Source organism: Photobacterium sp., assembly GCF_057456235.1.
Genome location: NZ_JBVCPH010000016.1, coordinates 34,026 through 59,113 on the forward strand (window position 1 = coordinate 34,026; position 25,088 = coordinate 59,113).

A 25,088-nucleotide genomic window follows, 5' to 3' on the forward strand; every position below is an offset into this window, starting at 1 on the left:
ATCTATTGCTCTATTTTTTCTTACCAATCGACCTGTTCGCCAGCGTGCACCGAACACTCTCGTTTAACCAACGCAAAAAACTCTTCGCCACTGCGCGTGCAGCGCCACTCATCATTCTGATATTTGAAGTGATAGCCGCCTGATTTCGAGGCCAGCCAAAGTTCATGCAGGGGCTCCTGACGGTTAATGACGATTTGGCTGCGGTTTTCAAATTCCAGGGTCAATACGTTACCCGTGGTTTCATATTCAATATCAGCACCGGATTCATCAATGCCTTCTTCGATGATCATTAGTGCCTGATCGACTAACTTATGAAATTCAGTGTCATTCATCCCATTACGTCCTATTGCTTTTCCTATTGTTGGTGCGATTATAGAGGGCATTGAAATGATAATCACTGGCTATCAAGATGCGTAAAGGTTTATTAGCAATTTTTGTACTGAGTATATTAGCCTTAGCCGGCTGTGGTCAGAGTGGCGGACTCTATATGCCGGACGACTCACAACAGCAAGAGCAGCAACCGTAGTCGCCGCAGCAATGGCAACTGATGGCATTTACACGCCATTTACCAACAGTGAATGCTGCAGCAACAGTAACTATAATAGCAACAGCAATACCAACAGCGACCGGACAGGGAAGAGACAACATTGGATTATTTTAATTATCAGCCAAACGGCCAACTATGGGCAGAAAATATCGCACTGACTGAGCTTGCTGAACGCTACGGAACGCCTCTGTATGTGTATTCACGGGCGACGCTGGAGCGTCACTGGAAAGCGTTTGATCAGGCTGTCACCACCCATCCTCATTTAATTTGTTATGCGGTTAAAGCCAACTCAAACCTTGGCGTACTGAATGTTCTGGCTCGTTTAGGTTCAGGCTTTGATATTGTCTCGCAAGGTGAGCTGGAACGCGTTATTGCCGCTGGCGGTGATCCGGCGAAGGTGGTGTTTTCCGGTGTCGGTAAAACGGCAGTCGAAATGAAACGGGCGCTGGAGGTTGGCATTAAATGTTTTAATGTTGAATCCGAACCTGAACTGGCGCGTTTAAACCAGGTGGCGGCTGAGCTTGATGTTGTTGCCCCGATTTCACTGCGTATTAACCCGGATGTGGATGCAAAAACGCACCCGTATATTTCAACCGGTTTGCGAGACAATAAATTCGGTATCGTGTTTGAGCGGGCGATCGACGTCTATCGCCTGGCGCATAGCCTCCCGCACCTGAAAGTGGTCGGGATGGATTGCCATATCGGTTCTCAGCTGACCGATATTGAGCCGTTTATTGACGCCACTGATCGTCTGCTGGCACTGATCGATACCCTGAAGGCCGATGGTATTGAGATCGCGCACCTGGATGTCGGCGGTGGTTTGGGGGTCACTTACAACGAAGAGCAGCCGCCGTTGCCGTCGGAGTACGCGACTGCGTTGTTATCCCGTTTAGCCGATCACCAGTATCTGGAGCTGATTTTTGAGCCGGGTCGTGCTATCGCGGCCAATGCCGGGGTATTGCTGACCAGAGTCGAATATCTCAAGCATACCGAGCATAAGAATTTCGCCATCGTTGATGCGGCAATGAATGATTTGATCCGTCCGACCTTGTATCAGGCGTGGCAGGATATCGTGCCGGTCGTCCCGCGCGATGGTGAACTCACCGAATATGACTGCGTGGGTCCCATCTGCGAGACGGGCGACTACATCGGTAAAGAACGTTTGCTCAATCTTGAGCAGGGGGATCTTCTGGCGGTTCGCTCTGCCGGTGCTTATGGCTTTGTGATGTCTTCAAACTACAACACCCGTACACGCGCTGCAGAGATCATGGTTGATGGCCATACCGCCCATGTGGTGCGCGAGCGTGAAAAACTGGCAGAACTGTGGCAGTCTGAGCACCTGTTGCCGTAGCGGTACTGAATAAATCATAACGATAAGGAACATCATGCAGATTAATTTTTCAAAAATGCATGGGCTGGGCAATGACTTTATGGTGGTGGATTGCGTCACGCAGAATGTGTTTTTTTCGCCTGATGCTATCCGGCGACTAGCGGATCGCCACCGCGGGATAGGGTTTGACCAGCTATTGGTGGTTGAGCCACCTTATGATCCTGAAACCGACTTTCATTATCGAATTTTCAATGCCGATGGCAGCGAAGTCGAGCAGTGCGGCAATGGTGCGCGCTGTTTTGCCCGTTTTGTGTGGATGAAGGGACTGACCAACAAATACCATGTTGCGGTGAGTACCAAAGCCGGCAAGATGCTGTTAAAGCTGGAAAATGATAATCAGGTGACGGTCAATATGGGCGTGCCGGTGTTTGAGCCCGGTAAGATCCCGTTTCGGGCTAAACAGTTTGAAAAGACATATATTTTGCGTGCCGGAGACAGCACCCTGTTTTGTGGTGCGGTCAGTATGGGCAATCCGCATTGTGTGACGGTGGTTGACGATGTTGATACCGCGGATGTGGAAACCTTAGGTCCGCTGGTTGAATCCCATGAGCGCTTTCCCGAGCGGGTGAATGCCGGTTTCATGCAGGTGATTTCACCCAACGAAGTGAAACTGCGGGTCTATGAGCGCGGTGCCGGAGAAACTCAGGCCTGTGGCAGTGGGGCTTGTGCCGCTGTGGCCATTGGCCGAGTACAGGGATTACTCGATGAAAATGTCAAAGTGTGTTTGCCTGGCGGTGATTTACACATTCGCTGGGCCGGAGAAGGCCAACCTCTGTATATGACCGGCCCTGTTGCCCACGTCTTTGATGGACAAATAGTACTATGACTGATGTATCACAACGGGATGAATTACCCGTCGCGACAGATCTTCCGTTGAATGATGACGTGGTGGCTGAGTACTTGCTCAGCAACCCTGATTTTTTTGCCCGCCAGCCTGATTTGCTGACGCAGTTACGTATTCCACACAGTGAACGCGGTGCCGTTTCGCTGGTCGAGGTGCAACTCGACAGACTGCGCCACCGGGTTCATGATTTAGAAGGCAATATTGCGAGTTTAGTGTCACTGGCAACGACAAACAGTGAGCTGTTTACGGTCTTTTCAAAAGCCCAGCAGCAGCTTTTTCAGACTCATAATATTTATCAGGCACTGGGCGTACTGGGTGAACTGAGTGAGAAACTGCAGCTTGATTTCAGTCTGCGCTTGTTTGACAGTCAGGATAAGCAGCTGTTTTTAGACCGGAAAATGTTTGATAGCTTTCGTTTGTCCCGTCTATCGCACCGTTCGGTCTACCTGGGCCGCCTGCGAAAATCTGAAAGTGAACTGTTGTTCGAACAGCCGCCACAGCTGGGTTCTTTTGTGGTGTTGCCTTTGGGGGAGAATTATCAAATTGGGGTGCTGAGCTTTGCCTGTCCGGATGGCGGCCATTTTCAGCCGGATATGGATACCTTGTTTGTTGAACAGTTGGGCTTGATCCTGACGCGTTTAATTCACCACTGGGAATACAGCCGAGAGGTGATTAATTGAATCACTTACCCGCCAGTTTAGAAAAACCGTTGCAGCGTTTTTATGAATACTTGCGCAGCGAACGTGAGCTGAGTTTACATACCCAGAAGAACTACAAGCGTCAGCTCACTACAATTGCGGAGCAACTGGTTGAGCTGGGTGTTAGCGACTGGCAAACCGTCGATGCGGGATGGGTGCGCCAGGTAGCCAGTAAAGGCATGCGTGACGGCCTGAAAGCCAGTAGCTTGTCGATGCGATTATCTTCCCTCCGCAGTTTTTTTGATTACCTGGTTCGCCAGAAAGTATTGAAAGCAAATCCGGCCAAAGGGGTGGCGGCACCACGTAAAGCCCGTCCGCTGCCGAAGAACCTTGATGTCGACGAGATGGATCAGCTGCTCAGCGTGAATGAAGATGATCCGCTGTCGATCCGCGATCGGGCAATGATGGAGCTGATGTACGGTGCCGGGCTACGTCTGGCTGAGCTGGTTAATCTTGATATCCGTAATATCAGTCTGAGCAAAGGTGATATTCGCGTTATCGGTAAAGGGGATAAAGAGCGTATTGTCCCGTTTGCGGGCTTAGCCCGGGAATGGGTGGCTAATTGGCTCAAAGTGCGTGGCAGCCTGGCGGCAGCGAATGAGCCCGGCCTGTTTGTGTCTAAGCTGGGTAGCCGAATTTCTGCCCGTAACGTACAGAAGCGGATGGCGGAGTGGGGGCAAAAGCAGGCGGTTTCCAGTCATATTAATCCGCATAAACTGCGCCACAGTTTTGCCACCCATATGCTTGAGTCCAGTGGTGATTTACGTGCGGTGCAGGAGTTGCTGGGCCACGCCAACCTGACAACCACCCAAATTTATACCCACCTCGATTTTCAGCACTTAGCAAAAGTGTATGATGAGGCACATCCACGTGCGAAACGCGGCAAGCGTTAGTGACAGAGGAAGCTGATGCAGTTCTACCGAAACCTCCAGCCAGTGAAAGCACTGACGTTTGATTTAGATGACACCTTATATGATAACGGTCCGGTGATCCGGCGTGCCGAGCAGGCAATGCATGACTGGCTGGCGGAGTACCACCCCTGCAGCCATAGTGTCAGCAAGCAAGACTGGACAGCGCTCAAGCATCGCTTGGCACAAGCCGATCCTATGCTGAAACATAATGTCACCTTATGGCGTCATCAGCTGCTGAAAATCGGGTTGATGCAGTTAGGGTATCTTGAACGCCGGGCTGAGCAGGCCGCACAGCATGGTATTGACGTGGTGCTGACCGTTCGTAATCAGATTGACGTTCCAGAGGAAACCCATCGGGTACTGACCCGGCTGGCAGATCAAGTTCCTTTGCTGGCGATCACCAATGGCAATGTCGATGCAGATAAAATTGGCTTAGGTCAGTATTTTTCTCGGGTGCTAGTGGCGGGGCGTGACGGTTTAGCCAAGCCGGAGCCGGATATGTTTGCTCAGGCTTCTGCATGGCTCGGATTATCACCACCGCAGATCTTGCACGTGGGCGATCACTTGGTCACCGATGTTGGTGGCGCGAAGCAAAATGGCTTTCAGGCTTGCTGGTACAACGATCAGGGGCGTAAACTAAATAACGAACCCAAAATCCGTTGCCTGCCGGATGTTGAAATTTGTCAGTTGAAGCGTCTGCTTGATTTGATCTGACGGCTCCTGCACACATTGATCTCACATTGAATATCCAGAAAAAGCGTTGAATCTCGCCTCTTGAGTGGGGGGGGAGCAATCACTGGGTATATGTTACTGGTTCAGGCTGGACTTCGGCTCGCGAGCCGATCGACCGAGAACAGCCCGGCTCCCCAGCACACATTAACCAGGATCATCATGCCCCACAGCTGATGGTCATAGAAGCCTTTTTCCCACAGCAACGGGTAAGAGGCCACGGCGATAATGTTGAATACAAACAGCACCAGTGCCATCGGACGGGTAAACAAACCTAAGGCGAGAAAGACCGGTAAGATCAGCTCTGCCGCCGTGCCCATATACGCGGCAACCTTCCAGGGCAGCAGCGGAACCTGATATTCATACTCAAATAAATATAAGGTGCTGTCCCAGCTGGAATATTTCACCATGCCGGATTTAAAGAATACCCAGGCCACCCATAAACGGATAAAGAACAGTAAAAATGGAATCAAAGGCTCCGCGAGACGCTGGCCGATATCGTCGATTTGTTTAATCAAATTCAGCATTATTCTTCTCCCTGTGGCGCATGATCCCGACCGGTACTAGTAAAAGCGGTACTGTTTTCATCAGTACTGTCCGGCTTGATATTCACGTCTGAAAAAATTTGCCGCTGCACCAGTTCTCCTAACATCAATAGCATCGCATCACTGGCTGCACTGAGGCTCTGTTGATGCTGGCTCAGGGCGATTAATGCGGTCGCAGCCTGATTGGTCTTCATTACCAGGATCTGATCCGGACGGTGCTGGATCACTGCCGATTCTGGCTGGTTGATATCGAAATCTGCAAAATTATCATCGGCGATCATCTGCCACAGGGTGACGACGGCGAAGTCTGAATCGACACTCAGGGTCGGTTGCGGCACGGTAAACTGTAACGCCGGGAAATCCGCTTCCGCCAAGCCCTGCAGTTTATGCAAAGGAAACCCAGGTTCAATCACCGGCTGGCAGGCGACGCGATCAACACACCATTCAAGCCGGGCCAAATCAGCCAGATAAGGCACGGCCTGGCTTAGTTTGGCGGTATCGTTGATAGTGTCGGCTAACCCCTCGCCATAATGGCTGACATCCCCCTGTCGCAGAGGGTGAGACAGGACATGCTGGCGTGCCAGCTGGCCGAAGCATTCATCGCCCACCACGGCTTTCACTCCGGGATAGGTTGCCTCTAAGACTTCCGACAGGCCGATAATAAAATTATTGCGATAGATCTGGATCAATTGCTCAGCCTTAAACGGTCCGCGGGCAATCTGCTCGCTGATGTCACTCGGCTGATAATGGAGCGCCTCGGCAAACGCGTGTTGCAGTTGATGCAGAGGACTATTAGGGGAGGGCAATGTGGCCATGCGGTGTCTCCTGCATCAGAATCGTGTTGGCCTTATCCGCTTCTGCCAATAACACCGCCAGTTCGGGAATATCTACATCCCATTCAATCAGGGTGGGCACGGCTCCGTGCTGTTGCACCCATTGGCGATACAGTTGCCAGACCGGCGGGCTGACGGGCTGACTGTGAGTATCTATCCAGAGCTCTCCGTCAGTACATTGCTTGACGGTGAAGCCGGCCAGGTGGATTTCTTTCACCGCTGACGGATCGAGAGCGGCGAGATAGTGGTGACAGTCAAAGCCATGATTAAAGGCACTGACATAAATATTGTTGAGATCTAACAGCAATCCGCACTCGGTGCGTTGTTGTACCTGATGTAAAAACTCCCATTCCGGCATCGCTGAAGGTTGAAAGCTGAGATAGCTGGAAGGGTTCTCTACCAGAAACTGGCGACCGAGAAAATGCTGTACCTGATCGACTTTGTGGCAAAAATTATCCAGCGCCTCTTCGGTATAGGGCAGAGGCAGCAGATCGTTAAAAAACTGGCCGTCGACAGAACTCCAGCTGAGGTGATCAGAAACCGCAATCGGATTAATTTCATCCACCAGGTGCTTTAGCTGCAACAGGTGCTCGCGATTTAGCGGATCGGCCGAGCCTAAAGAGAGTCCGATACCATGGCAGCTGATCGGGTAGTGGTCGGCAACCTGACGTAACTGCTGCCGGGCGAGCGATGCCGGCGAGAAGTAGTTTTCACTGTGAATTTCGAGCCACCCGATATCAGGCCGCTGCGCGATGACTTGAGATACGTGGGGAGAGCGTAAGCCCACCCCAACCATCTGCTGCTGAGTCAGCAAGCTCATTATTCGGACTCTGTTGAACCGCCCGCCAAACGGTCACACAGCCCTTTTGGCACCATGAGGAAGGCATCTTTCTGGGCATCAGATTTAGCCGTGCCGGCACATGAGCCGGTTTTCGTTGCACAATCGTTTTTACCGGCTTTTGCAACCCCGTAGCACTTCTCTTTTTCTTCTGCCGCGACGGCTGTAGTCGTGGTTAAAGCCGTACCGGCTAGTGTTAGTAGGCCGGTGAAAGCAGTGGCTACGGCAATGTTAGTCTTTTTCATCATGATTCCTCGTTAATACGCTGACGATTGCTGTGTTTAGCAACGTTTCCTTTCGTTTTGGATAGCACTTGATAAGTGTTCTCGGAACATAAGAAAGGTTAAGAAGATAATTAATTTCACTTTTCTTTAACTTTTTCTCGCATCACTTAACAATGTGGCTCGATCAAGCATAGAACAAAAAGAAAAACGGCAAGGCAGAGAGTCGCGGTAACGTTCTCGAAGCATTGTGAAAATGAGCGGGTATCTCGCCAAACCGCCTCAATATGCAGAGTTTCGCATCTTGAGGTGATTTGGGTATAATCATCACCATTGTATAAATAACCAGTAGATAGCGATGGACGTTTCACTCCTGTTAGATGGCCTCAATGACAAACAAAGAGAAGCGGTGGCCGCGCCGCTGGGTAACCACCTCGTGCTGGCGGGTGCTGGCAGTGGCAAAACCCGTGTGCTCGTCCATCGCATTGCATGGTTAATGCAGATTGAGCAGGCATCGCCTTATTCAATCATGTCGGTGACGTTCACCAACAAAGCGGCTGCTGAAATGCGTGGGCGCATCAATGAATTGATGCAGGGCTCTTCAGCCGGCATGTGGAACGGCACCTTCCACGGTCTGTGTCACCGCATGCTGCGGGCTCATTATCTGGATGCCCGGCTGCCGGACGATTTCAATATTCTCGACTCGGACGATCAGATGCGCTTGCTGCGCCGTTTGATCAAGGCGCAGAACCTGGATGAAAAGCACTGGCCGGCGCGTCAGGCAGCCTGGTACATCAATGGCAAAAAAGATGAAGGGCTGCGCCCGGCCAACATCGAGACGTTTAGCGATCCGGTGGAAAAAACCTGGCTGCGAGTGTATACCGCGTATCAGGAAGCGTGTGATCGTGCCGGGCTGGTTGATTTTGCCGAGCTGCTGTTGCGTGCCTTTGAGTTAGTACGCGATAACAAGCACATTCGTGAGCATTATCAGGCGCGCTTTAAACATATACTGGTCGATGAATTTCAGGATACCAACAACATTCAGTTTGCCTGGCTGCGCCTGATGGCGGGGCCTGATTGCAGTGTCATGATCGTGGGCGATGATGATCAGTCGATTTACGGCTGGCGGGGCGCTCAGGTCGAGAACATCCAGCGTTTTCTGCGTGATTTCACCAACGCCTCTTCGATCTTCCTGGAACAGAACTACCGCTCGACGGGCAACATCCTAAATGCGGCCAATGAGCTTATTGCCAACAACAACGAGCGAATGGGCAAGAACTTATGGACGGAAGGTGCAGAAGGTGAGCTGATTTCACTTTATTCGGCATTCAATGAGCTGGATGAAGCCCGCTTTGCCGTCGGTAAAATTAAAGAGTGGCGCGAGAAAGGCGGTATGTTGAATGAAACGGCCTTTTTATACCGGAGCAATGCCCAGTCACGCGTACTGGAAGAAGCGTTAATTCAAGCGGGGTTGCCGTACCGAATTTATGGCGGCATGCGTTTCTTCGAACGTCAGGAAATCAAAGATTCACTGGCTTACTTACGTTTGACGGCGAATCGTAATGACGATGCCTCGTTTGAGCGGGTGGTGAATACCCCAACCCGTGGTTTGGGCGATCGTACATTGGAAACTATTCGCCTGGCCGCGCGTGATCGCGGGGCGACGATGTGGCAGGCGAGTATTGCCCTGCTCGAAGAGCAGGTGCTGGCGGGGCGGGCTGCAAACTCACTCCGTCGCTTTATCGAGCTGATCAATGCGCTGGAAGACGACACGTGTGAATTGCCGTTATTTCAGCAAACAGATGCCGTGATCCGCAATTCGGGTCTGCGGGCGCTGTATGAACAAGAAAAAGGTGAAAAAGCCCAGGCGCGTATTGAAAACCTGGAAGAGCTGGTAACGGCTACGCGTCAGTTTGAAGTGCCGGAAGAAGCCGAAGAGATGAGTCCGCTGTCGGCGTTCCTGTCACATGCGGCATTAGAAGCCGGTGAAGGTCAGGCTGATGACTTTGAAGATGCCGTCCAGTTGATGACTATGCACAGTGCCAAAGGACTGGAGTTCCCGGTTGTCTTCATGGTCGGTGTGGAAGAGGGGATGTTCCCGAGTTCGCGTACCACCGAAGAAGTGGGCCGTTTGGAAGAGGAGCGCCGTCTGTGTTACGTGGGCATGACCCGCGCAATGCAGAAACTCTACATCACCTATGCGGAAATGCGCCGTCTGTACGGTAAAGATAACTTCCATAAGCCGTCGCGTTTTATTCGTGAAATTCCGACGGAGTATGTTGAAGAGGTGCGGATGAAAGCGCAGGTATCGCGTCCTGCCAGCAGCGGCCGGTTCAGCCAGACCCAGGTCAATGACAATTTCAACCAGACCGGATTCAGCTTAGGCCAGCGGGTACAGCATACCAAGTTTGGTGAAGGTACCATCATTAACTTTGAAGGTAGCGGTGCCCAGAGCCGGGTACAGGTCGCCTTTAACGGTGAAGGGATCAAATGGCTGGTCACTCAGTACGCCAAGCTACAGCCGATGTAACAAGCACGGCGCAGTAAGCCCGAAAAGTCACTGCTCTAAACAGCCCCTCCCGTACTGCCAGTCAGTAGTATGAGAGGGGCTTTGTTTTTTTGATTCGTGGGTATTTACAGTTGCTGGATTAGATTGAACAGGATCATACTGCCGATAGTGACAAACAGCACGCCGCAGATCCCGTCGATGCAGGGGGTCCAGCTCTGGATTTTTTTCTGCAGGCGTTTGCCTGTCAGTAGCCATGCCAGCATGGCGAACCATGAAAATGACGTGATCCACAAAATCGCAATGGCCGTGACTTTACCGCCGAACGACATATCAACCGGGACCAGGGTCGAGAGCAGGCTGAGGAAAAATACCAGCGCTTTCGGGTTGAGAATGTTGGTGGTAAAGCCCTTGGCCAATGCTTGTTTGCGGTTGGCAATCACCCGCTGTGGTGTTGCCGTTTTCGGGTGGCCGGAAGCCGGACGCAATATCGGTAGCAGTACGCCTTTGACCGCCCCCATCCCTAACCACAGCAAGTAGCATCCGCCTGCGGCTTGCAGGGTCGCAAACAGCATCGGTTGCTGGTGGATCAACAGGCTGGCACCGGTCAGGCTTAAAATGGAATGGAGCAAAATCCCCAACGATAACCCAAGGGCGATGGAAATACCGGTTTGCCGGCCATAGCGACCGGCATTTTGCACCACTAAGGCGAAATCCGGTCCCGGACTCATTAAGGCTATAACATGGACAGTAAACAGGGTTAGTAGTGTCGTGACTTCGTTCATAGTGACTCGCTGTACTTAATTTTCTCTGGTGTAACGGCAGGTATGGCTTTATGTCATGTAGCATGACGGATGCGGGAAGTGGTGGATTGTAAAAAAATGACAGGGAGCGAAATATCTCATGGCGTGCGCTATTTGATTTGCGATGGTGCCAGGCCGAAGGTGTGTTTGAAGGTATTGGCAAAGTGAGCCTGATCGTAGAAGCCGACATGATAGGCAACCTCGGTGCTGCTAAAGCCGGCTTTAAGCAGTGCCATGGCATGTTCTAAACGCAACCTGGCTAACCATGCATAGGGTGTAATGCCTGTGGCTTTCTTAAATTGACGCAATAGTTGCGATGGACTGAGATTGCACAAGGCCGCCAGGTTATCGAGGCTGACTTTCTGGTCGAGATGCGCCATAAAATAATCACGTAGCTGGCGTAAATCTTTGCTCCCCAGCTTCGTGACGGGTTGCTCCCTGACTTTGCCGTAGTGGGTCAGCAAGTGCGAGAAATACTCGATCGGCAGACTGTCTTTTGCAAGTTGAGAGGCTAAAGGGTTATCTAACTGGCAGTGAAGGAGAGTCAGCTGCTGGAATAGCGTGTGATCGGCAATATTGTGCTGTGGAAAACAAAATTGGCTTTCCCCTGAGACGTCTTGAGTATGCTGAGCAAGCCAGTCTGGCGTAATACTGAAGATCTTTACCTGATAGCCCGTTATTTCTTTCGGCTGCCCATCATGGATTTCATCCGGTGGCATGATCACTATTTGCCCGGCACCTGCAACATGCTTGGCGCCGTTATAGAAATACTGTTGTTGACCATGGGTGATCAAACCGAAATGGTAATCGAGGTGGTAGTGGCGTTTGAAAGAAAAGCTCTGGTAATGGGCATCAATCAGGTTGATGTCATCAATGCTGCTTTTTCGATGACTGACTTTATTCATACTGATACCCAGCGGGACTGAACGGTGGTGGGTTGTCTCTTAAGATCAGTACACCATAAACCAAGGTGATGCGGCTTGTAAAAAATTCACAGGCCGCATGGTATGCTCAGGTTGATAGCAAGGCTTTTCGGCTCCGGCGATGGGTCTTAATACCATCAAAGCTGAACAGTACCAATGCTGCCCAGATAAAGACAAAGGTCATGCCGTTATCTAAGGTAAAAGGTTCGTCGTAGATCAACACCGCCAGTAAAAACATCAGACTTGGGCCGATGTATTGGAAAAAGCCTAAGGTGGACAGTTTCAGCTTGGTCGCCGCACCGGTAAAACAGAGCAGTGGTAAGGTGGTGACAATGCCTGCGGCTATGAGTAGTAGGTTCAGGTTTAGCGGGTTGTCGGCAAAGTTGGCGGTCGGGCTGTCGGTGAGCAGCAGAATGTAAATGGCCGCCAGCGGTAACAAGACAGAGGTTTCGAGAAACAACCCGGTCTGGGCATCCAGATTAATCTTCTTACGCAGCAAGCCATAACAGCCGAAACTAACGGCTAGCGCCAGGGCAATCCAAGGCAGTGAGCCAAATTGGATCAGTTGGACGGCAACGCCACAGGCGGCCAGAGCCACCGCAACCCATTGCAATGAGCGCAGGCGTTCGCCTAAAAACAGCATCCCTAGAATGACATTGAATAAGGGATTAATGAAGTACCCTAAGCTGGCATCCAGCATGTAGTTGTTATTGACCGCCCAGATGAAGATCAGCCAGTTGGTCCCCACTAACAATGCGGTAACCGTCAGCATGATGAGGGTTTTCGGCTGACGGAAGATCGCGCGTATCTTGCCCCAGCCTTTGCTGAGGTAAATCAAACCCGCCAGAAAGAAAAAAGACCAAATGACCCGGTGGCTGAGAATTTCTAGCGCACTGACCTGCTGTAACGCCTTAAAATATATCGGAGCGATCCCCCACATGGTGTAGGCGGCTAGGGCAAGGATCACCCCGCGTTGGGTTTTTTGGGCTTGTTCTTCCATGATTATCCAGTTGGTTATTTTATAAATTCAGGTTGATTGGCGTATCTTGGCCAAAATGAATGCGTAAGCAGTATAAAGGGGGGAGGTCAAAAATGACTACTTCTTTTCGCGGCGGTTTGATGGTTGTCCCCCCCTCGCTAATGACGCCAATGGCAAGGGCGCTTATGGGGCTGACAGTATGTTGAGTCGCTCACTGAAGATCGCATCTTGGGGTGGTTTGGGTATAGAATAGCTCGCCCCGATATCAAAAGAGTCGTTCTATGTCATCTAGCAGCACCGCGGTTTGTCAGTCAGCACCGTTATTATCCAGTGAGCAGATCTTGCAGGATGTCTTTGGCTATCAGTCATTCCGGGTTGGCCAGCAGGAAGTCATAGAGGCGGTTGTTGATGGTCAGGATTGTTTGGTGATCATGCCAACCGGCGGAGGCAAGTCACTGTGCTATCAGATCCCTGCACTGATGCTGCCAGGCATCACCCTGGTGATCTCGCCGTTGATTTCGCTGATGAAAGACCAGGTCGATCAGCTCAATGCCAACGGGGTGGCAGCAGCATATCTGAACTCTACGATGTCGCGAGAGGCGATGATGGAGACCTTCCTCGCCATGCGTGAAGGGGAACTGAAGCTGGTTTATGTCTCGCCGGAACGGGTGTTAATGCGGGATTTTATCGACCGTCTGTATGAGATGCCATTGAGCATGGTCGCGGTGGACGAGGCGCATTGTATTTCCCAGTGGGGGCATGATTTCCGCCCAGAGTATGCGGCATTGGGTACGCTGAAGCAGCATTTTGCCAACTTGCCGATCATGGCGCTGACCGCTACCGCTGACGACACGACCCGCAGCGATATTATCAGCCGCCTTGGTTTAGCTCATCCCCATGCTTACCTTGGCAGCTTTGACCGTCCGAATATCCGCTATACCTTGTTGGAAAAACACAAGCCACTGACCCAGCTTACTCGTTATCTGGGTGGGGTACGCGGTCAGTGTGGCATCGTCTACTGCAATAGCCGGAAACGGGTCGAGCAAATTACTGAAAAGTTATGTGACAACGGTATTCGTGCGGCGGCGTATCATGCCGGTCTGGATCATGAAGAGCGGGGCCGGGTGCAGGAAAGTTTTCAGCGGGATGATATTCATATCGTCGTTGCGACGGTCGCTTTCGGGATGGGTATTAATAAACCCAATGTCCGCTTTGTCGTGCATTACGATATCCCGCGCAATATTGAATCCTACTATCAGGAAACAGGCCGGGCCGGACGGGATGGGCTGCCAGCTGAAGCGGTCATGTTCTACAACCCGTCGGATCTGGCCTGGTTGCGCCGTTGTCTGGATGAAAAAGAAGAAGGGCCGCAAAAGCAGGTCGAAAGTCATAAGCTTAACGCTATGGGCGCATTTGCCGAAGCGCAGACCTGTCGTCGTCAGGTGTTGCTGAACTATTTTGGCGAATATCGCGAAGAGCCTTGCGGTAACTGCGATATTTGTCTTGATCCGCCAAAGCGGTTTGATGCCGTTGAAGTGGCGCAAAAAGCGCTGTCGTGTGTTTATCGCGTCAATCAGAGCTTTGGTATTGGTTATGTGGTGGAAGTCCTGCGCGGAATGCAAAACCAGCGTATTCGCGAACATGGCCATGACAAACTGACCACTTATGGTATCGGCCGCGAGCACAGCCACGAGTACTGGGTCAGTATTTTACGGCAGCTGATCCACCGCGGTTTCCTCAACCAGAATATGTTGCGCAGTTCGACGCTGCAACTGACCGAAAAAGCCCGTTCAGTGTTGAGAGCAGAAATTGAACTTGAATTGGCGGTTCCGCGTCTGGATGTCGCCGCGCGCAGTGCCAAAAGCGATAAGATGGCAAATCGTCACTATGATAAGGCGTTGTTTGCCAAGTTGCGAAAATTACGAAAAGCTATCGCCGATGAAGATGATCTGCCACCGTATGTGGTGTTCAATGATGCCAGCCTGATGGAGATGGCGGAAATGCTGCCGACATCTCAGGGAGAGATGCTGGCAGTTAATGGTGTCGGCCATCGCAAGCTGGAAAAATACGGTAGCGCCTTCCTCAACGTGATCGAAGCGCACCTGATGGCAGCACTCAACGACCGATAACCTATGAATAATGCGTTGCAGAAGGAATGATAATAATGGCGTCACAATCTGCCTCCGGCGAACTTTTCTTTACTCGCGAATTAGATTTGGTTCATAGCCGCCTGCTGTTAGCGGGCCCTGAATTTGATTTTGATAGCTTTCCTGAGATGGCCGCGCTGTTGTTAACACGTATTGATGCCGGTCTGATTGAGCGGGAGCTGAATGCGGACTTGCATCTGTGGCTGATCGATTTTGAAGGGAGCCGACTGATGCTGAAAGGGGAACACTACTCTGGCGGATTATGGCTAGAAGCCTTGTCACCGGCCGATAACGATATCCTCTCTTTTATTGCCAGCCTGCTGCCGTAAGATGGGTTGAAAGTTGCGGCAGATGTTTAGCTACTGGTCGTCGTCAAAAAGAGGGTATATAATCGCCGCCTTCGGTCACTGCGGTATGGTATGAGAGCCAGACAGTGGTGGTATTTTGGGTTCCCTCTCCCCCAATGACAAAAAGGTCTGATTATGACTCGATCTCAATTTTCTCCGGTACAACAATTTACTTCAGTACAACAGCGTAAAGCCCTTTTTTTTCTGGTTCTGTTTCACCTGCTGATCATTGCCTCCAGTAATTATCTGGTGCAGCTGCCGTTTACGATTTTTGGCTTTCATACCACCTGGGGGGCGTTTACCTTCCCGTTTATTTTCCTGGCAACAGACTTAACCGTACGTATTTTTGGTGCTGTTATGGCGCGTAAGATCATCTTCCGGGTGATGGCACCATCACTGGCGATCTCATACGGTTTATCTGTGCTGTTCTATCAGGGGGAGTACCAGGGACTCGCCCACCTTGGCGAGTTCAATCTGTTTGTGGCGCGCATTGCGATAGCCAGTTTCATGGCTTACTTGCTGGGTCAGATCCTTGATGTCTCGGTCTTTAACCGCTTGCGCCAGATGAAGCAGTGGTGGATAGCCCCAACCTGCTCGACAATGTTCGGTAATGCACTTGATACGATCGCGTTCTTTGCGATTGCGTTCTATAACAGCCCTGATCCGTTCATGGCGGCAAACTGGACCGAAATCGCGCTGGTGGACTACACCTTTAAGCTGATCATTAGTCTCGGCTTGTTCGTACCTGTCTATGGTGTGTTGCTGAACTACTTAATAAAACGCTTAACAACGATCAAACCGAAGCCTGAGATCCGTCAAGAGGTGCTCTGACAAGATAGTGTTAAGGCGCGTCGTCTGTAATTAAAGATGGAAATGAGAGTCATTATCAAAAAGTGCTTGCAACTTAAATGAGAATGGTTATTATTAACTTGCTTTCGGGCAAGAGGGGAAAGACAATCCCGCTTGTTTTGAAGGCACGACATTGCTCACATTGCTTCCAGTGTACTTCAGCAACGGTTGATTGTTTTTAGTGTAGGGCTGAAAACAAAAACACCACTTCTGCTGAGCGGCGCTTGCTTAATGATTCCTCAGAACGTAAGCAGCGCCGCCTTTTCTTATGCTAACCGTATCAGTTCTTTTACCAGTTTATTGATCCCGCTTGCCGCTTCAGAAAGATTGTTTGCGAGCATATAGGCCGGGGTTGTCAGTAACCGACGTTTCTGATCAAGGACAAAGTCATTAACCGGACAGTTGATATGCTGTCCCCCCATTTCATTAAATGTCTTGGCTATCTCAGCATCATTGCCGATGGTCCCTTTTGCCCCCGAACCGTAAATGGCTGGAATTAAGGCTGGGGATATACACAAGTAACCCGCCGGTTTTTCTTCCAGCGCAAAAGCCTGACAGGCCTTTTTGACATCAGGATTGATCTCACAATCTGCCCCCTTGAAGGCAAAGTCAGACAGGTTTTTTGCCGCACCAAAGCCTCCGGGAATCAGTAATGCGTCAAAATCACGTGGATTTAAATTGGCGACATCTTCAATGTTGCCACGGGCGATCCGTGCGGCTTCGACAAGCACATTACGGGTTTCTTTGGTCGGCTCTCCCGTTAAATGGTTGATGACATGGTATTGATCAATGTTGGGCGCGAAGCAGTGCCAACTGGCTCCTTCTTGTTCAATCGCCAGTAGAGACAATACGGCTTCATGGATTTCAGTTCCGTCAAAAACGCCAGAACCGCTTAAAATTACCGCAATTTTCTTCATTTTGGCCTCCTTCCTAGTCATTTTTGTCGTGTATTGCTCTCAGATATTCTTATTTCAGATCGGTCTGTTAACTTTTTCCACAATTAATGATCATTTTAGGATCGAGGATCATTTTTTGCTTGTAAATATAAGTGTATGATATTTATTGCTTTATTTTTCATTTTTCATTTTTGTTTATTGTTGATCAATTCAGTAAAATTAAATACTAACAAAGTTATCCACAGATGGTCTGAGGTGGGTGGAAAACATCAGTTAACACTTGCAGGCTCTCATGGCATTCTAGTAGCTCATTGACAAATTTTGCTATTTTCAGCGTTGAATGAAGCAAAATCTGTGTGATGAATTATTTCTACTTAACTCTTTCATCCCCCGGATATAAGAATACCTTTATGGCAACTATCCCAGAAAATCCACTGATCCTGATTGATGGATCGTCTTATCTTTATCGTGCTTATCATGCTGCTCCCAACTTTACTAATTCTGACGGAGAGCCAACAGGTGCGGTCTATGGTGTTGTTAATATGCTGCGTAGTATGTTACGCCAGTTTTCCACCGAGCATGTGGCGGTGATCTTTGACGCCAAAGGCAAGACTTTTCGTGACGATATGTACCCGGAATATAAGGCGCATCGCCCACCAATGCCGGATGATCTCAGAAGTCAGATAGAACCTCTGCATGCTGTGATCAAGGCTATGGGGTTGCCACTGATCTCGGTATCCGGGGTAGAAGCCGATGATGTGATTGGAACGTTAGCAGGCCAGGCATCAAAGGCCGGCATGCCAGTACTGATCAGTACCGGCGATAAAGATATGGCGCAGTTGGTTGACGAGCATGTCACATTGATCAATACCATGACTGATGTTGTGATGGATCCTGCCGGGGTTGTGGAAAAATTCGGGATCGGTCCGGAGCTGATCATCGATTATCTCGCGCTGGTGGGGGATAAGGTCGATAACATTCCGGGCGTACCGGGAGTCGGAGAGAAAACCGCGAAGGCCCTATTAACCGGTATTGGGAGTATTGAGGATCTTTACGCCAACTTAGATGCGATTTCGGCGTTAGGCTTCCGTGGGTCGAAAACCATGGCAAAGAAGTTGGAAGACAATAAAGAAGCCGCTTACATGTCTTATCAGCTGGCAACGATAAAACTGGATGTTGAGCTAGATACAGCGCCGCAAGATCTGCGCAAAGGCGAGCCTGATACCGATGCGCTAACAAGTTTATTCGGTAAGTTACAGTTTCGCCGTTGGTTAGAAGAAATGCTGGATGGCGGTGATGGCAAAATTGTTGCCAACGAAAAATCAGCAAAGTCGGCGGCAGAGAAAAAAGTCGTGGCCCCAACGATTGATCGCAGTGGCTATGAAACCGTATTAGATGAAGCCGGTTTCAACGCTTGGCTTGAAAAACTCCAAGCAGCAGAGATCGTTGCTTTTGATACCGAAACCGATGGCCTGGATTACATGACCGCGAATCTGGTGGGTGTGTCGTTTGCTGTTGAAGAAGGCAAGGCGGCATATGTACCGGTCGCTCATGACTATTTAGATGCCCCCGAGCAGCTGGATCGCGACTGGGTTTTGGCTCAGCTTAAGCCATTGCTAGAAGATCCTGAGCAGGCGAAAGTCGGCCAGAACCTGAAATTTGATGCCAGTATTCTCGCGCGTTACGACATTGAGATGCAGGGGATTAAATATGACACCATGCTGGAGTCATACGTGTTCAACAGCGTGGTCGGGCGCCATGATATGGACAGCCTGGCCCTGCGCTATCTAGAGCACAAAAATATCAGCTTTGAAGATATTGCCGGCAAAGGTAAAAAGCAGCTGACGTTTAACCAAATCGATTTGGAAGAAGCGGGTCCGTACGCGGCGGAAGATGCCGATATTACCCTGCGTCTGCACAACTATCTGATTGCCAAAGTCGAAGCTGACCCAAAACTGAAGTCGGTCTTCGAAGACATCGAAATGCCGCTGGTGCCTGTATTGTCACGTATTGAACGTACAGGGGTCTTGATTGACAGTATGCTGTTGAGCGCGCAATCGTCCGAAATTGCGGTGCGTCTGGATGAGCTGGAAAAGCAAGCGTATGAGATTGCCGGACAAGAATTTAATCTGGGCTCCCCCAAACAGCTACAAGCGATACTGTTTGAAAAAATGGGCCTGCCTGTTTTGAAGAAAACCCCGTCAGGCGCCGCTTCAACCAATGAAGAGGTGTTGCAAGAATTAGCCTTGGACTACCCGTTACCGAAATTGCTTTTGGAATATCGTGGGTTAGCAAAACTGAAGTCGACCTACACCGATAAACTGCCGAAGATGGAAAACCCAGCAACAGGGCGGGTGCATACATCTTACCATCAGGCGGTCACGGCAACGGGCCGCTTGTCATCGAGCGATCCAAACCTGCAGAACATTCCGGTACGTAACGAAGAAGGACGGCGTATTCGCCAGGCCTTCATTGCACCGACAGGGTATAAAATTCTGGCCGTCGATTACTCTCAAATTGAACTGCGGATCATGGCGCACCTATCAGGTGATAAAGCCCTGCTGGACGCCTTTAACCAGGGTAAAGACATTCACGCGGCCACCGCGGCTGAAATATTGAACCTGCCAATCGAATCAGTGAGCACTGAACAGCGTCGTCGTGCCAAAGCGATCAACTTCGGTCTGATCTATGGTATGAGTGCGTTTGGCCTGGCGAAGCAGCTGGGGATGGGGCGCAACGAAGCGCAGGACTACATGAATGTGTATTTCGAGCGTTACCCGGGGGTACTGGAATATATGGAAAGCACCCGCACGACAGCAAGTGAGCAAGGTTTTGTTGAAACCTTATTCGGTCGTCGCTTATATCTGCCAGACATTAAGTCACGCAATGGCCTGCGCCGCAAAGCCGCAGAGCGTGCAGCCATCAATGCGCCAATGCAGGGCACGGCTGCCGATATTATTAAACGCGCGATGATATTGGTGGATCAGTGGATTTTGCAACAGAATACGGGTCGTGTGCGGATGTTAATGCAAGTACATGACGAACTTGTCTTTGAAGTACAGGAGTCTGAACTGGAAGCTGTCTCGCTGGAGGTGCGCCGCCTGATGGAATCTGCCGCTGAACTGGCGGTGCCGCTGATTGCAGATGCGGGGTTCGGTGACAACTGGGATGAGGCCCATTAAGGGTTTCAAGTCTTCTCTCTCGCACTGAAAAAGTGAAAGCCGACATTGAGTCGGCTTTTTTTTTGCATTAAATAAACGCTCACTAAATTACCTTCTGTAAAACTTAGTTACGAGTGAGTGAAAAAAAACTACAATTTTTGCTTTTATTATCTGCTCAATTGATATACAGTTATCTGCGTAGGGTACAGAGGTAAGATGTTCTATCTTTCAGACCTTTTGTTTCACGTTATTGGATTTGGCTGATTCAGCCGCCCTGGTCGTTTGACCAGGGCGTTTTTTATTTCAGCGCCCCAAAAATCCCCTGTCTGTTTTATTTCTTCTTTTTCAATCAATTTGGCTGCTGATGTGGCGGATCATCGACACCCCAATCTTGACCATTGTTTTCATTTCTGCCATCGGATTGGTTGTTTTACGACCTTAATGCTGCTTTTCAGCCTGATTGATGCTGGGTTTCCAACCGATGAAGGGAGTGCGAGAGCTAGCCTATTGAGTATCTGCTTTTTTATTTCTTTGAATTTAGAGTAATTACTTTAAATTTAAGCTGGAGGGGTTATACTGTATTGGCTTCTTGTTCATATTTGTTATTGGCCGCGGATTCATAGAGCGGCTAGCCTGCAAATAATTGAAATAGCCATCCATTTTGTTGAGGGTGGCTTTTTTTTGTCTGCGAGATAGTGATGTAATTAAATTCCATAAGTGTCGGTGGTTGACGGTGGAAAAGACGCTTATTTTCCATCGCAAAATAATCAACTGAAAATTAGTGGGTAAACCATTAAAAGGTGGATTTAAGTAGGGATATTGCGGAGAAAGCGCGATTATTAGCGGTGAAATAACCAACAAAAACGGTATAAAGCACTTGCGTTGGGTGGGAAAATCATTGATGCTTTCTGGACAAAAATAAAAAAATCTCCTATTTCTCTCCCGTTGCCCCACCTGGAAGGTGGGGAATTTTTATGGCCCTGTCCTTAGTGCCATAATCAACTGAACAGCGTTAATGATTATTCATTATTATCACTTACCGCCGTATCTGTTTCGGTATTACCGTGCTCTGCTGCTGCGAGCATTTGCTGTCGTTCAAGTTCAGGTGCAAACCATGAATCCAGCTTGCGGCGTACCTGATCAAGTCCAATTCCCTTGAGTGAAGAGAACAACTCGATTTGCACATCACCACCAAAAGACTTTGCGGATTCGCGTACTTTTAGTAATTGTGATTTACGTGCACCACTTTTCATTTTGTCCGCTTTAGTTAACAGCACTAAAACGGGAAGGCGGCTTTCGATCGCCCAGAAAATCATTTGCTGGTCGAGGTCCTTCATGGGATGGCGGATATCCATTAGTACCACCAGGCCTTGCAGGCATTCACGTTTCTGCAGATATTCACCCAGCGCTTTTTGCCATTTAATCTTCATTTCTAATGGCACTTGAGCAAACCCGTAGCCCGGTAAATCGATTAGATTACACCCTTGAGTTACCTCAAACATGTTAATCAATTGTGTCCGTCCTGGGGTTTTTGAGGTGCGCGCTAAGCCTTTCTGATCGGTAATGCGGTTCAGTGCGCTTGACTTTCCTGCGTTGGAGCGGCCAGCAAATGCGATCTCAACGCCTGTGTCTTGGGGCAAGTGGCGAATGTCGGGTGCACTTGTGATGAAGCCGGTATTTCTGTAGTTGAGAGGTTGATTCACTGTTAACTCCGTCAAGTCTTCATGTAGTCGACTGATTACTTTTATGTGAAATTGTGTAAAATGTAGCAAACCGTGCTCGGTTTGTGGTCGCATTGTATACCATGTTACTGAGCATTACTTGTGGTACTGGAAGCTCTATAATTATATACGGAATGTCATGAAGAAATTAGTACTGATATTGACCCTTCTTGCCAGTTGCTCAGCCTGGGCCCAGGGAGATGCAGAAGCTGGAAAAGCGAAAGCTGTGGTATGTGCCGCTTGTCACGGCGCCGATGGTAATAGCATGATTGCGCAATATCCTAAAATTGCTGGTCAGCACTCAGGTTACCTTGAAAAGCAGCTCAAGGAATTCAAGCTAGCGATGACTACAGGTGGCAAGGAAGGTCGTAACGATCCGGTGATGGGGGGGATGGCAATGCCATTGTCTGAGCAGGACATGGCGGATTTAGCCGCTTATTTTTCAACATTACCCATCTCGGATAACACCACACCTGAATCATCAGTAGCCGTTGGCCAGCAGCTTTATCGGTTTGGTGATCCGGAGCGTGGCATCGCAGCCTGTACAGCCTGCCATGGCCCTCGCGGTAATGGCACCAGCCTGTCGGGCTTCCCGAAAATATCGGGTCAGCACGCTGAATACGTGAAAATTCAACTCGAGAAGTTCCGTTCCGCTCAGCGTAATAATGATATGAACCAGATGATGCGATCGGTCGCGGCAAAACTGTCAGATGATGAAATCACCGCTCTATCCCAATATGTTGGTGGTCTACACTAAGCGCTTAGATTGGAGTGTTGGCATTTAAAAGGCAGCTTTTTGCTGCCTTTTTGCTGCTTGTCCCGCGGCAAAGCGAGGCGAAAGGATCTGTTTTATGATTAGGCGCAGTGGTAGATAGAGCTAAATGCAAGTGAGTCATAAAAAAGGCCTGAACAAAGAGTGCGAAATCGACAAATGCTCAGCCGTATATAAGAGATCTGCCACTGGTGATGTCGGATGTTGATGAAAGATCATCAGGATTTGGTTATCAATGTTCGATGGATCAGCGGCTTAGCCATATTGAAATAATATTTCAGGAAAACGGCGTATCTCAGCTACCTTGTATGCCAGCTGAATCAAGATAGAGTATACCTTGTCGACAGGGAGAGCGGCAGGGGATAGGAAAGCGCCAGGATGGCATGGGCATGACGCCTGAAATAGCGCACGGATGGTGATTTCAGTTATCAGGATGATAGCGTGCTTAATGGATAAGCCGGTAAGGATAAACCGCATTAACATGGAGTGTGGCACGGAAGACTAAAATTCATCAGGGAGATGAAGAACGCGAAGTCTTGCAAGGAAAGCACGAATAACAAAGGGATTGTTGTCAAACCGGGATGTTTATTCACTGGTCAGGGACTGACCAGGCAGAATTTCAAGCCAATCGATGGCTACCCATAGAGCGACAGGTGGCTACCTGTCGCTTTTTTCTTTATTGGCTTTCTGTTATGTTTCGGCTTCATTTTCCGGAGGCAGTACGATGCAGACATGCCCGCTATGCAATGGCCATTCGGCCAGTGATTTTTCTCAAGATAAACGTCGTGCATATTTTCGCTGTGGCGATTGCGCATTTATCTTTGCAGATCCCGCATCTCGACTGCCACCTGAAGAAGAAAAAACCGTTTATGATCAACATGAAAATAATCCGAAAGATGAGGGTTACCGCCGTTTCCTCAATCGTCTTGCCGCGCCGTTAGCCCTGCGGGTCGGTAATAAACCGGGTGAGGGACTGGATTTCGGGAGTGGCCCCGGCCCGACATTATCCCTAATGTTGACAGAGATGGGGTATAATATGGCGATATACGACCCATATTTTGCTCATACTCCTTCGGTATTAGAAAAACAGTATGATTTTGTGACTTGTACCGAGGCTATTGAACATTTTTACACGCCTGCGAAGGAATGGGGGCGACTACTTAGCATGGTAAAACCTGGCGGATGGCTGGGGATCATGACGAAGTTAGTGATTAATACCGATGCCTTTGCGCAATGGTATTACAAAAACGACCCAACCCATGTGAGCTTCTTCAGCCAGGAAACGTTCCGTTATCTAGCGGAACGTGACGGTCTGGAAGTCGAGTTTGTTGGAACAGATGTAATTTTGCTGAGGAAACCCCAGTAATGACCCGTAAGAAAAGAAGTCGCACCGTAGGATCTGAAGGTCCTGCTGTATACCGCGAAAAATCGACCTCACAAATTGATATTGAAGCGCGTAAAAGCCAGAAAGAGAAGAAGCGTAAAGGCTTGAAATCAGGAAGCCGCCATTCGGCTGGCCTGGATTCAGCGAATCGCGCAAATGGTCAGAAGAAAGATCCGCGCCTAGGCAGTAAAAAGCCGGTACCACTAGTCGTTGATGCGAAACCAACAACCAAGAAAGAGCGACGCCTGAGCGCCGAGCAAGAACTGGCGATGTTGGAAAATGATGCACAATTGATGGTGCTGCTTGACCGTATCGATGCCGGTGAAAAACTTGGCTCAGGCTTGCAGAAGCAAGTTGATCAGAAGTTAGACCGTATCGAACACCTGATGGGACGCTTAGGCCTGCTTGAAGAAGATACGCCAGACGCTACCGAAGAAGCACCGGTACGCAAGGGTGCAAAAACTGATGAAGACTTACTTGATCAGTTTGAAAATATGGATTTAGACTCATTCGATAAGGAGTAACCGTTGCAGGATATGACGCTTTGGTTAGGTTTGGCCGGTACTGTTATTGCCGGGCTAGCCTTTTATGCGGGATCTTTGTTGTTTAAGCTGTATCAGCAACATCAACGGCAGAGCGCATTTCTGGCGCGAGCGAAGCTTCAACAGGCGGAGAAAATACAACAACGCAATGCCCGTATTATGGACAGCGTGTTTATTATTGCCAACGCGGGTAAGCAAGAGCAGTGTGATATGTCAGAAATCACCATTCGGCTATATAAGCTGATGGAAGTCTTGCAGGCTGACCAACCTATTGACTTTGCGTGTAAATATCCTGCGATGTTTGAGCTTTATCAGGTGGTGAGAGAGATGCCGCGTGGTGATGAGCGTCAGACAATACAGAAAAAAGAGCGCATGAAGCTCGATCTGCAGCGGATGAAAGCGGAAGCTCGCCTGAAAGAAACCATTAAGCTTGAGCTGGAAGATATCCTGTCAATGAAAGCTGAACAACCAGAGGCATAGCCTCAGGTTATAAACGACTGCC

Annotated in this window: 26 protein-coding genes; 16 read left to right on the forward strand and 10 right to left on the reverse strand. The window is 49.6% G+C overall.

Annotated features, from left to right (window positions below; genetic code table 11):
• Window positions 1–20: 20 nt before the first annotated feature.
• On the reverse strand, window positions 21–332 hold the full coding sequence (gene cyaY / locus AC2204_RS16645; RefSeq protein WP_318926801.1) for an iron donor protein CyaY: 312 nt from the start codon (window positions 330–332) through the stop codon (window positions 21–23).
• Between the two features lie 77 nt (window positions 333–409).
• Here cyaY and lptM point away from each other — a divergent pair, with 77 nt between their 5' ends.
• From lptM to yigB, 6 genes are all read left to right on the forward strand, one after another.
• Entirely contained in the window at window positions 410–526 is a 117-nt protein-coding gene (lptM, locus tag AC2204_RS16650; protein WP_318926802.1) for an LPS translocon maturation chaperone LptM, read from the forward strand.
• A gap of 121 nt (window positions 527–647) precedes the next feature.
• Entirely contained in the window at window positions 648–1,898 is a 1,251-nt protein-coding gene (gene lysA / locus AC2204_RS16655; RefSeq protein WP_318926803.1) for a diaminopimelate decarboxylase, read from the forward strand.
• Between the two features lie 34 nt (window positions 1,899–1,932).
• Window positions 1,933–2,763: a diaminopimelate epimerase gene (gene dapF / locus AC2204_RS16660; protein WP_318926804.1), complete on the forward strand. Its 831-nt coding sequence runs from the start codon at window positions 1,933–1,935 to the stop codon at window positions 2,761–2,763.
• A complete protein-coding gene (locus AC2204_RS16665; protein ID WP_318926805.1) occupies window positions 2,760–3,461 on the forward strand; it encodes a DUF484 family protein in 702 nt (233 codons plus the stop codon). The genes dapF and AC2204_RS16665 overlap by 4 nt, the downstream gene beginning before the upstream one ends.
• Window positions 3,458–4,372: a tyrosine recombinase XerC gene (gene xerC, locus AC2204_RS16670; RefSeq protein WP_318926806.1), complete on the forward strand. Its 915-nt coding sequence runs from the start codon at window positions 3,458–3,460 to the stop codon at window positions 4,370–4,372. Before AC2204_RS16665 ends, xerC begins: the two co-directional genes overlap by 4 nt.
• Before the next feature lie 15 nt (window positions 4,373–4,387).
• A complete protein-coding gene (gene yigB / locus AC2204_RS16675) occupies window positions 4,388–5,104 on the forward strand; it encodes a 5-amino-6-(5-phospho-D-ribitylamino)uracil phosphatase YigB (protein ID WP_318926807.1) in 717 nt (238 codons plus the stop codon).
• 101 nt (window positions 5,105–5,205) lie between these two features.
• On the opposite strand, the gene AC2204_RS16680 is transcribed toward yigB, so the two are convergent.
• From AC2204_RS16680 to AC2204_RS16695, 4 genes are read right to left on the reverse strand one after another with little or no spacing between them, the layout of a single operon-like run.
• Window positions 5,206–5,646, reverse strand: a complete 441-nt coding sequence (locus AC2204_RS16680; protein ID WP_318926808.1) for a DoxX family protein — start codon at window positions 5,644–5,646, stop codon at window positions 5,206–5,208.
• The gene (locus AC2204_RS16685) at window positions 5,646–6,479 is read right to left on the reverse strand and encodes an HvfC/BufC N-terminal domain-containing protein (protein WP_318926809.1); all 834 of its coding nucleotides are present in this window, start codon (window positions 6,477–6,479) and stop codon (window positions 5,646–5,648) included. Before AC2204_RS16685 ends, AC2204_RS16680 begins: the two co-directional genes overlap by 1 nt.
• On the reverse strand, window positions 6,457–7,317 hold the full coding sequence (gene bufB, locus AC2204_RS16690) for an MNIO family bufferin maturase (RefSeq protein WP_318926810.1): 861 nt from the start codon (window positions 7,315–7,317) through the stop codon (window positions 6,457–6,459). The genes AC2204_RS16685 and bufB overlap by 23 nt, the downstream gene beginning before the upstream one ends.
• On the reverse strand, window positions 7,317–7,580 hold the full coding sequence (locus AC2204_RS16695) for a BufA1 family periplasmic bufferin-type metallophore (RefSeq protein WP_318926811.1): 264 nt from the start codon (window positions 7,578–7,580) through the stop codon (window positions 7,317–7,319). Before AC2204_RS16695 ends, bufB begins: the two co-directional genes overlap by 1 nt.
• A 334-nt stretch (window positions 7,581–7,914) precedes the next feature.
• On the opposite strand from AC2204_RS16695, the gene uvrD reads away from it, so the two are divergent.
• Entirely contained in the window at window positions 7,915–10,086 is a 2,172-nt protein-coding gene (uvrD, locus tag AC2204_RS16700; protein ID WP_318926812.1) for a DNA helicase II, read from the forward strand.
• A 104-nt stretch (window positions 10,087–10,190) separates the two neighbouring features.
• On the opposite strand, the gene AC2204_RS16705 is transcribed toward uvrD, so the two are convergent.
• The 3 genes from AC2204_RS16705 to rarD form a co-directional block, all read right to left on the reverse strand.
• Window positions 10,191–10,847, reverse strand: a complete 657-nt coding sequence (locus tag AC2204_RS16705; protein ID WP_318926813.1) for a LysE family translocator — start codon at window positions 10,845–10,847, stop codon at window positions 10,191–10,193.
• Window positions 10,848–10,975: 128 nt separating this feature from the next.
• Entirely contained in the window at window positions 10,976–11,770 is a 795-nt protein-coding gene (locus tag AC2204_RS16710) for an AraC family transcriptional regulator (protein ID WP_318926814.1), read from the reverse strand.
• Window positions 11,771–11,876: 106 nt separating this feature from the next.
• On the reverse strand, window positions 11,877–12,788 hold the full coding sequence (gene rarD / locus AC2204_RS16715; RefSeq protein ID WP_318926815.1) for an EamA family transporter RarD: 912 nt from the start codon (window positions 12,786–12,788) through the stop codon (window positions 11,877–11,879).
• Window positions 12,789–13,048: 260 nt separating this feature from the next.
• Between rarD and recQ the strand changes: the two genes are divergently transcribed.
• From recQ to AC2204_RS16730, 3 genes are all read left to right on the forward strand, one after another.
• Window positions 13,049–14,896, forward strand: coding sequence for an ATP-dependent DNA helicase RecQ (gene recQ / locus AC2204_RS16720; protein ID WP_318926816.1), 1,848 nt, complete (start codon window positions 13,049–13,051; stop codon window positions 14,894–14,896).
• Between the two features lie 35 nt (window positions 14,897–14,931).
• Window positions 14,932–15,243 (forward strand): DUF3630 family protein, encoded by a 312-nt coding sequence (locus AC2204_RS16725; protein WP_318926817.1) that lies wholly within the window; start codon window positions 14,932–14,934, stop codon window positions 15,241–15,243.
• Between the two features lie 153 nt (window positions 15,244–15,396).
• On the forward strand, window positions 15,397–16,092 hold the full coding sequence (locus AC2204_RS16730) for a 7-cyano-7-deazaguanine/7-aminomethyl-7-deazaguanine transporter (protein ID WP_318926818.1): 696 nt from the start codon (window positions 15,397–15,399) through the stop codon (window positions 16,090–16,092).
• A 284-nt stretch (window positions 16,093–16,376) separates the two neighbouring features.
• Here the strand turns inward: AC2204_RS16730 and elbB are convergent, their stop codons facing one another.
• Window positions 16,377–17,027, reverse strand: coding sequence for an isoprenoid biosynthesis glyoxalase ElbB (gene elbB / locus AC2204_RS16735; RefSeq protein ID WP_318926819.1), 651 nt, complete (start codon window positions 17,025–17,027; stop codon window positions 16,377–16,379).
• Window positions 17,028–17,416: 389 nt separating this feature from the next.
• Here elbB and polA point away from each other — a divergent pair, with 389 nt between their 5' ends.
• Entirely contained in the window at window positions 17,417–20,188 is a 2,772-nt protein-coding gene (gene polA, locus AC2204_RS16740; protein ID WP_318926820.1) for a DNA polymerase I, read from the forward strand.
• A 195-nt stretch (window positions 20,189–20,383) separates the two neighbouring features.
• The gene (spfP, locus tag AC2204_RS16745; RefSeq protein ID WP_438616993.1) at window positions 20,384–20,431 is read left to right on the forward strand and encodes a small protein SpfP; all 48 of its coding nucleotides are present in this window, start codon (window positions 20,384–20,386) and stop codon (window positions 20,429–20,431) included.
• A gap of 755 nt (window positions 20,432–21,186) precedes the next feature.
• On the opposite strand, the gene yihA is transcribed toward spfP, so the two are convergent.
• Window positions 21,187–21,870, reverse strand: coding sequence for a ribosome biogenesis GTP-binding protein YihA/YsxC (yihA, locus tag AC2204_RS16750; protein ID WP_318926821.1), 684 nt, complete (start codon window positions 21,868–21,870; stop codon window positions 21,187–21,189).
• 157 nt (window positions 21,871–22,027) lie between these two features.
• Between yihA and AC2204_RS16755 the strand changes: the two genes are divergently transcribed.
• The 4 genes from AC2204_RS16755 (at window position 22,028) to AC2204_RS16770 (ending at window position 25,066) form a co-directional block, all read left to right on the forward strand.
• The gene (locus AC2204_RS16755) at window positions 22,028–22,645 is read left to right on the forward strand and encodes a c-type cytochrome (RefSeq protein WP_318926822.1); all 618 of its coding nucleotides are present in this window, start codon (window positions 22,028–22,030) and stop codon (window positions 22,643–22,645) included.
• Window positions 22,646–23,384: 739 nt separating this feature from the next.
• The gene (locus AC2204_RS16760) at window positions 23,385–24,026 is read left to right on the forward strand and encodes a class I SAM-dependent methyltransferase (protein ID WP_318926861.1); all 642 of its coding nucleotides are present in this window, start codon (window positions 23,385–23,387) and stop codon (window positions 24,024–24,026) included.
• Window positions 24,026–24,568, forward strand: a complete 543-nt coding sequence (yihI, locus tag AC2204_RS16765) for a Der GTPase-activating protein YihI (RefSeq protein ID WP_318926823.1) — start codon at window positions 24,026–24,028, stop codon at window positions 24,566–24,568. The genes AC2204_RS16760 and yihI overlap by 1 nt, the downstream gene beginning before the upstream one ends.
• Before the next feature lie 3 nt (window positions 24,569–24,571).
• Window positions 24,572–25,066 carry a DUF2489 domain-containing protein gene (locus AC2204_RS16770; RefSeq protein WP_318926824.1) on the forward strand — a complete coding sequence of 165 codons (495 nt, stop codon included), beginning with the start codon at window positions 24,572–24,574 and terminating at the stop codon, window positions 25,064–25,066.
• Window positions 25,067–25,088 lie beyond the last annotated feature (22 nt).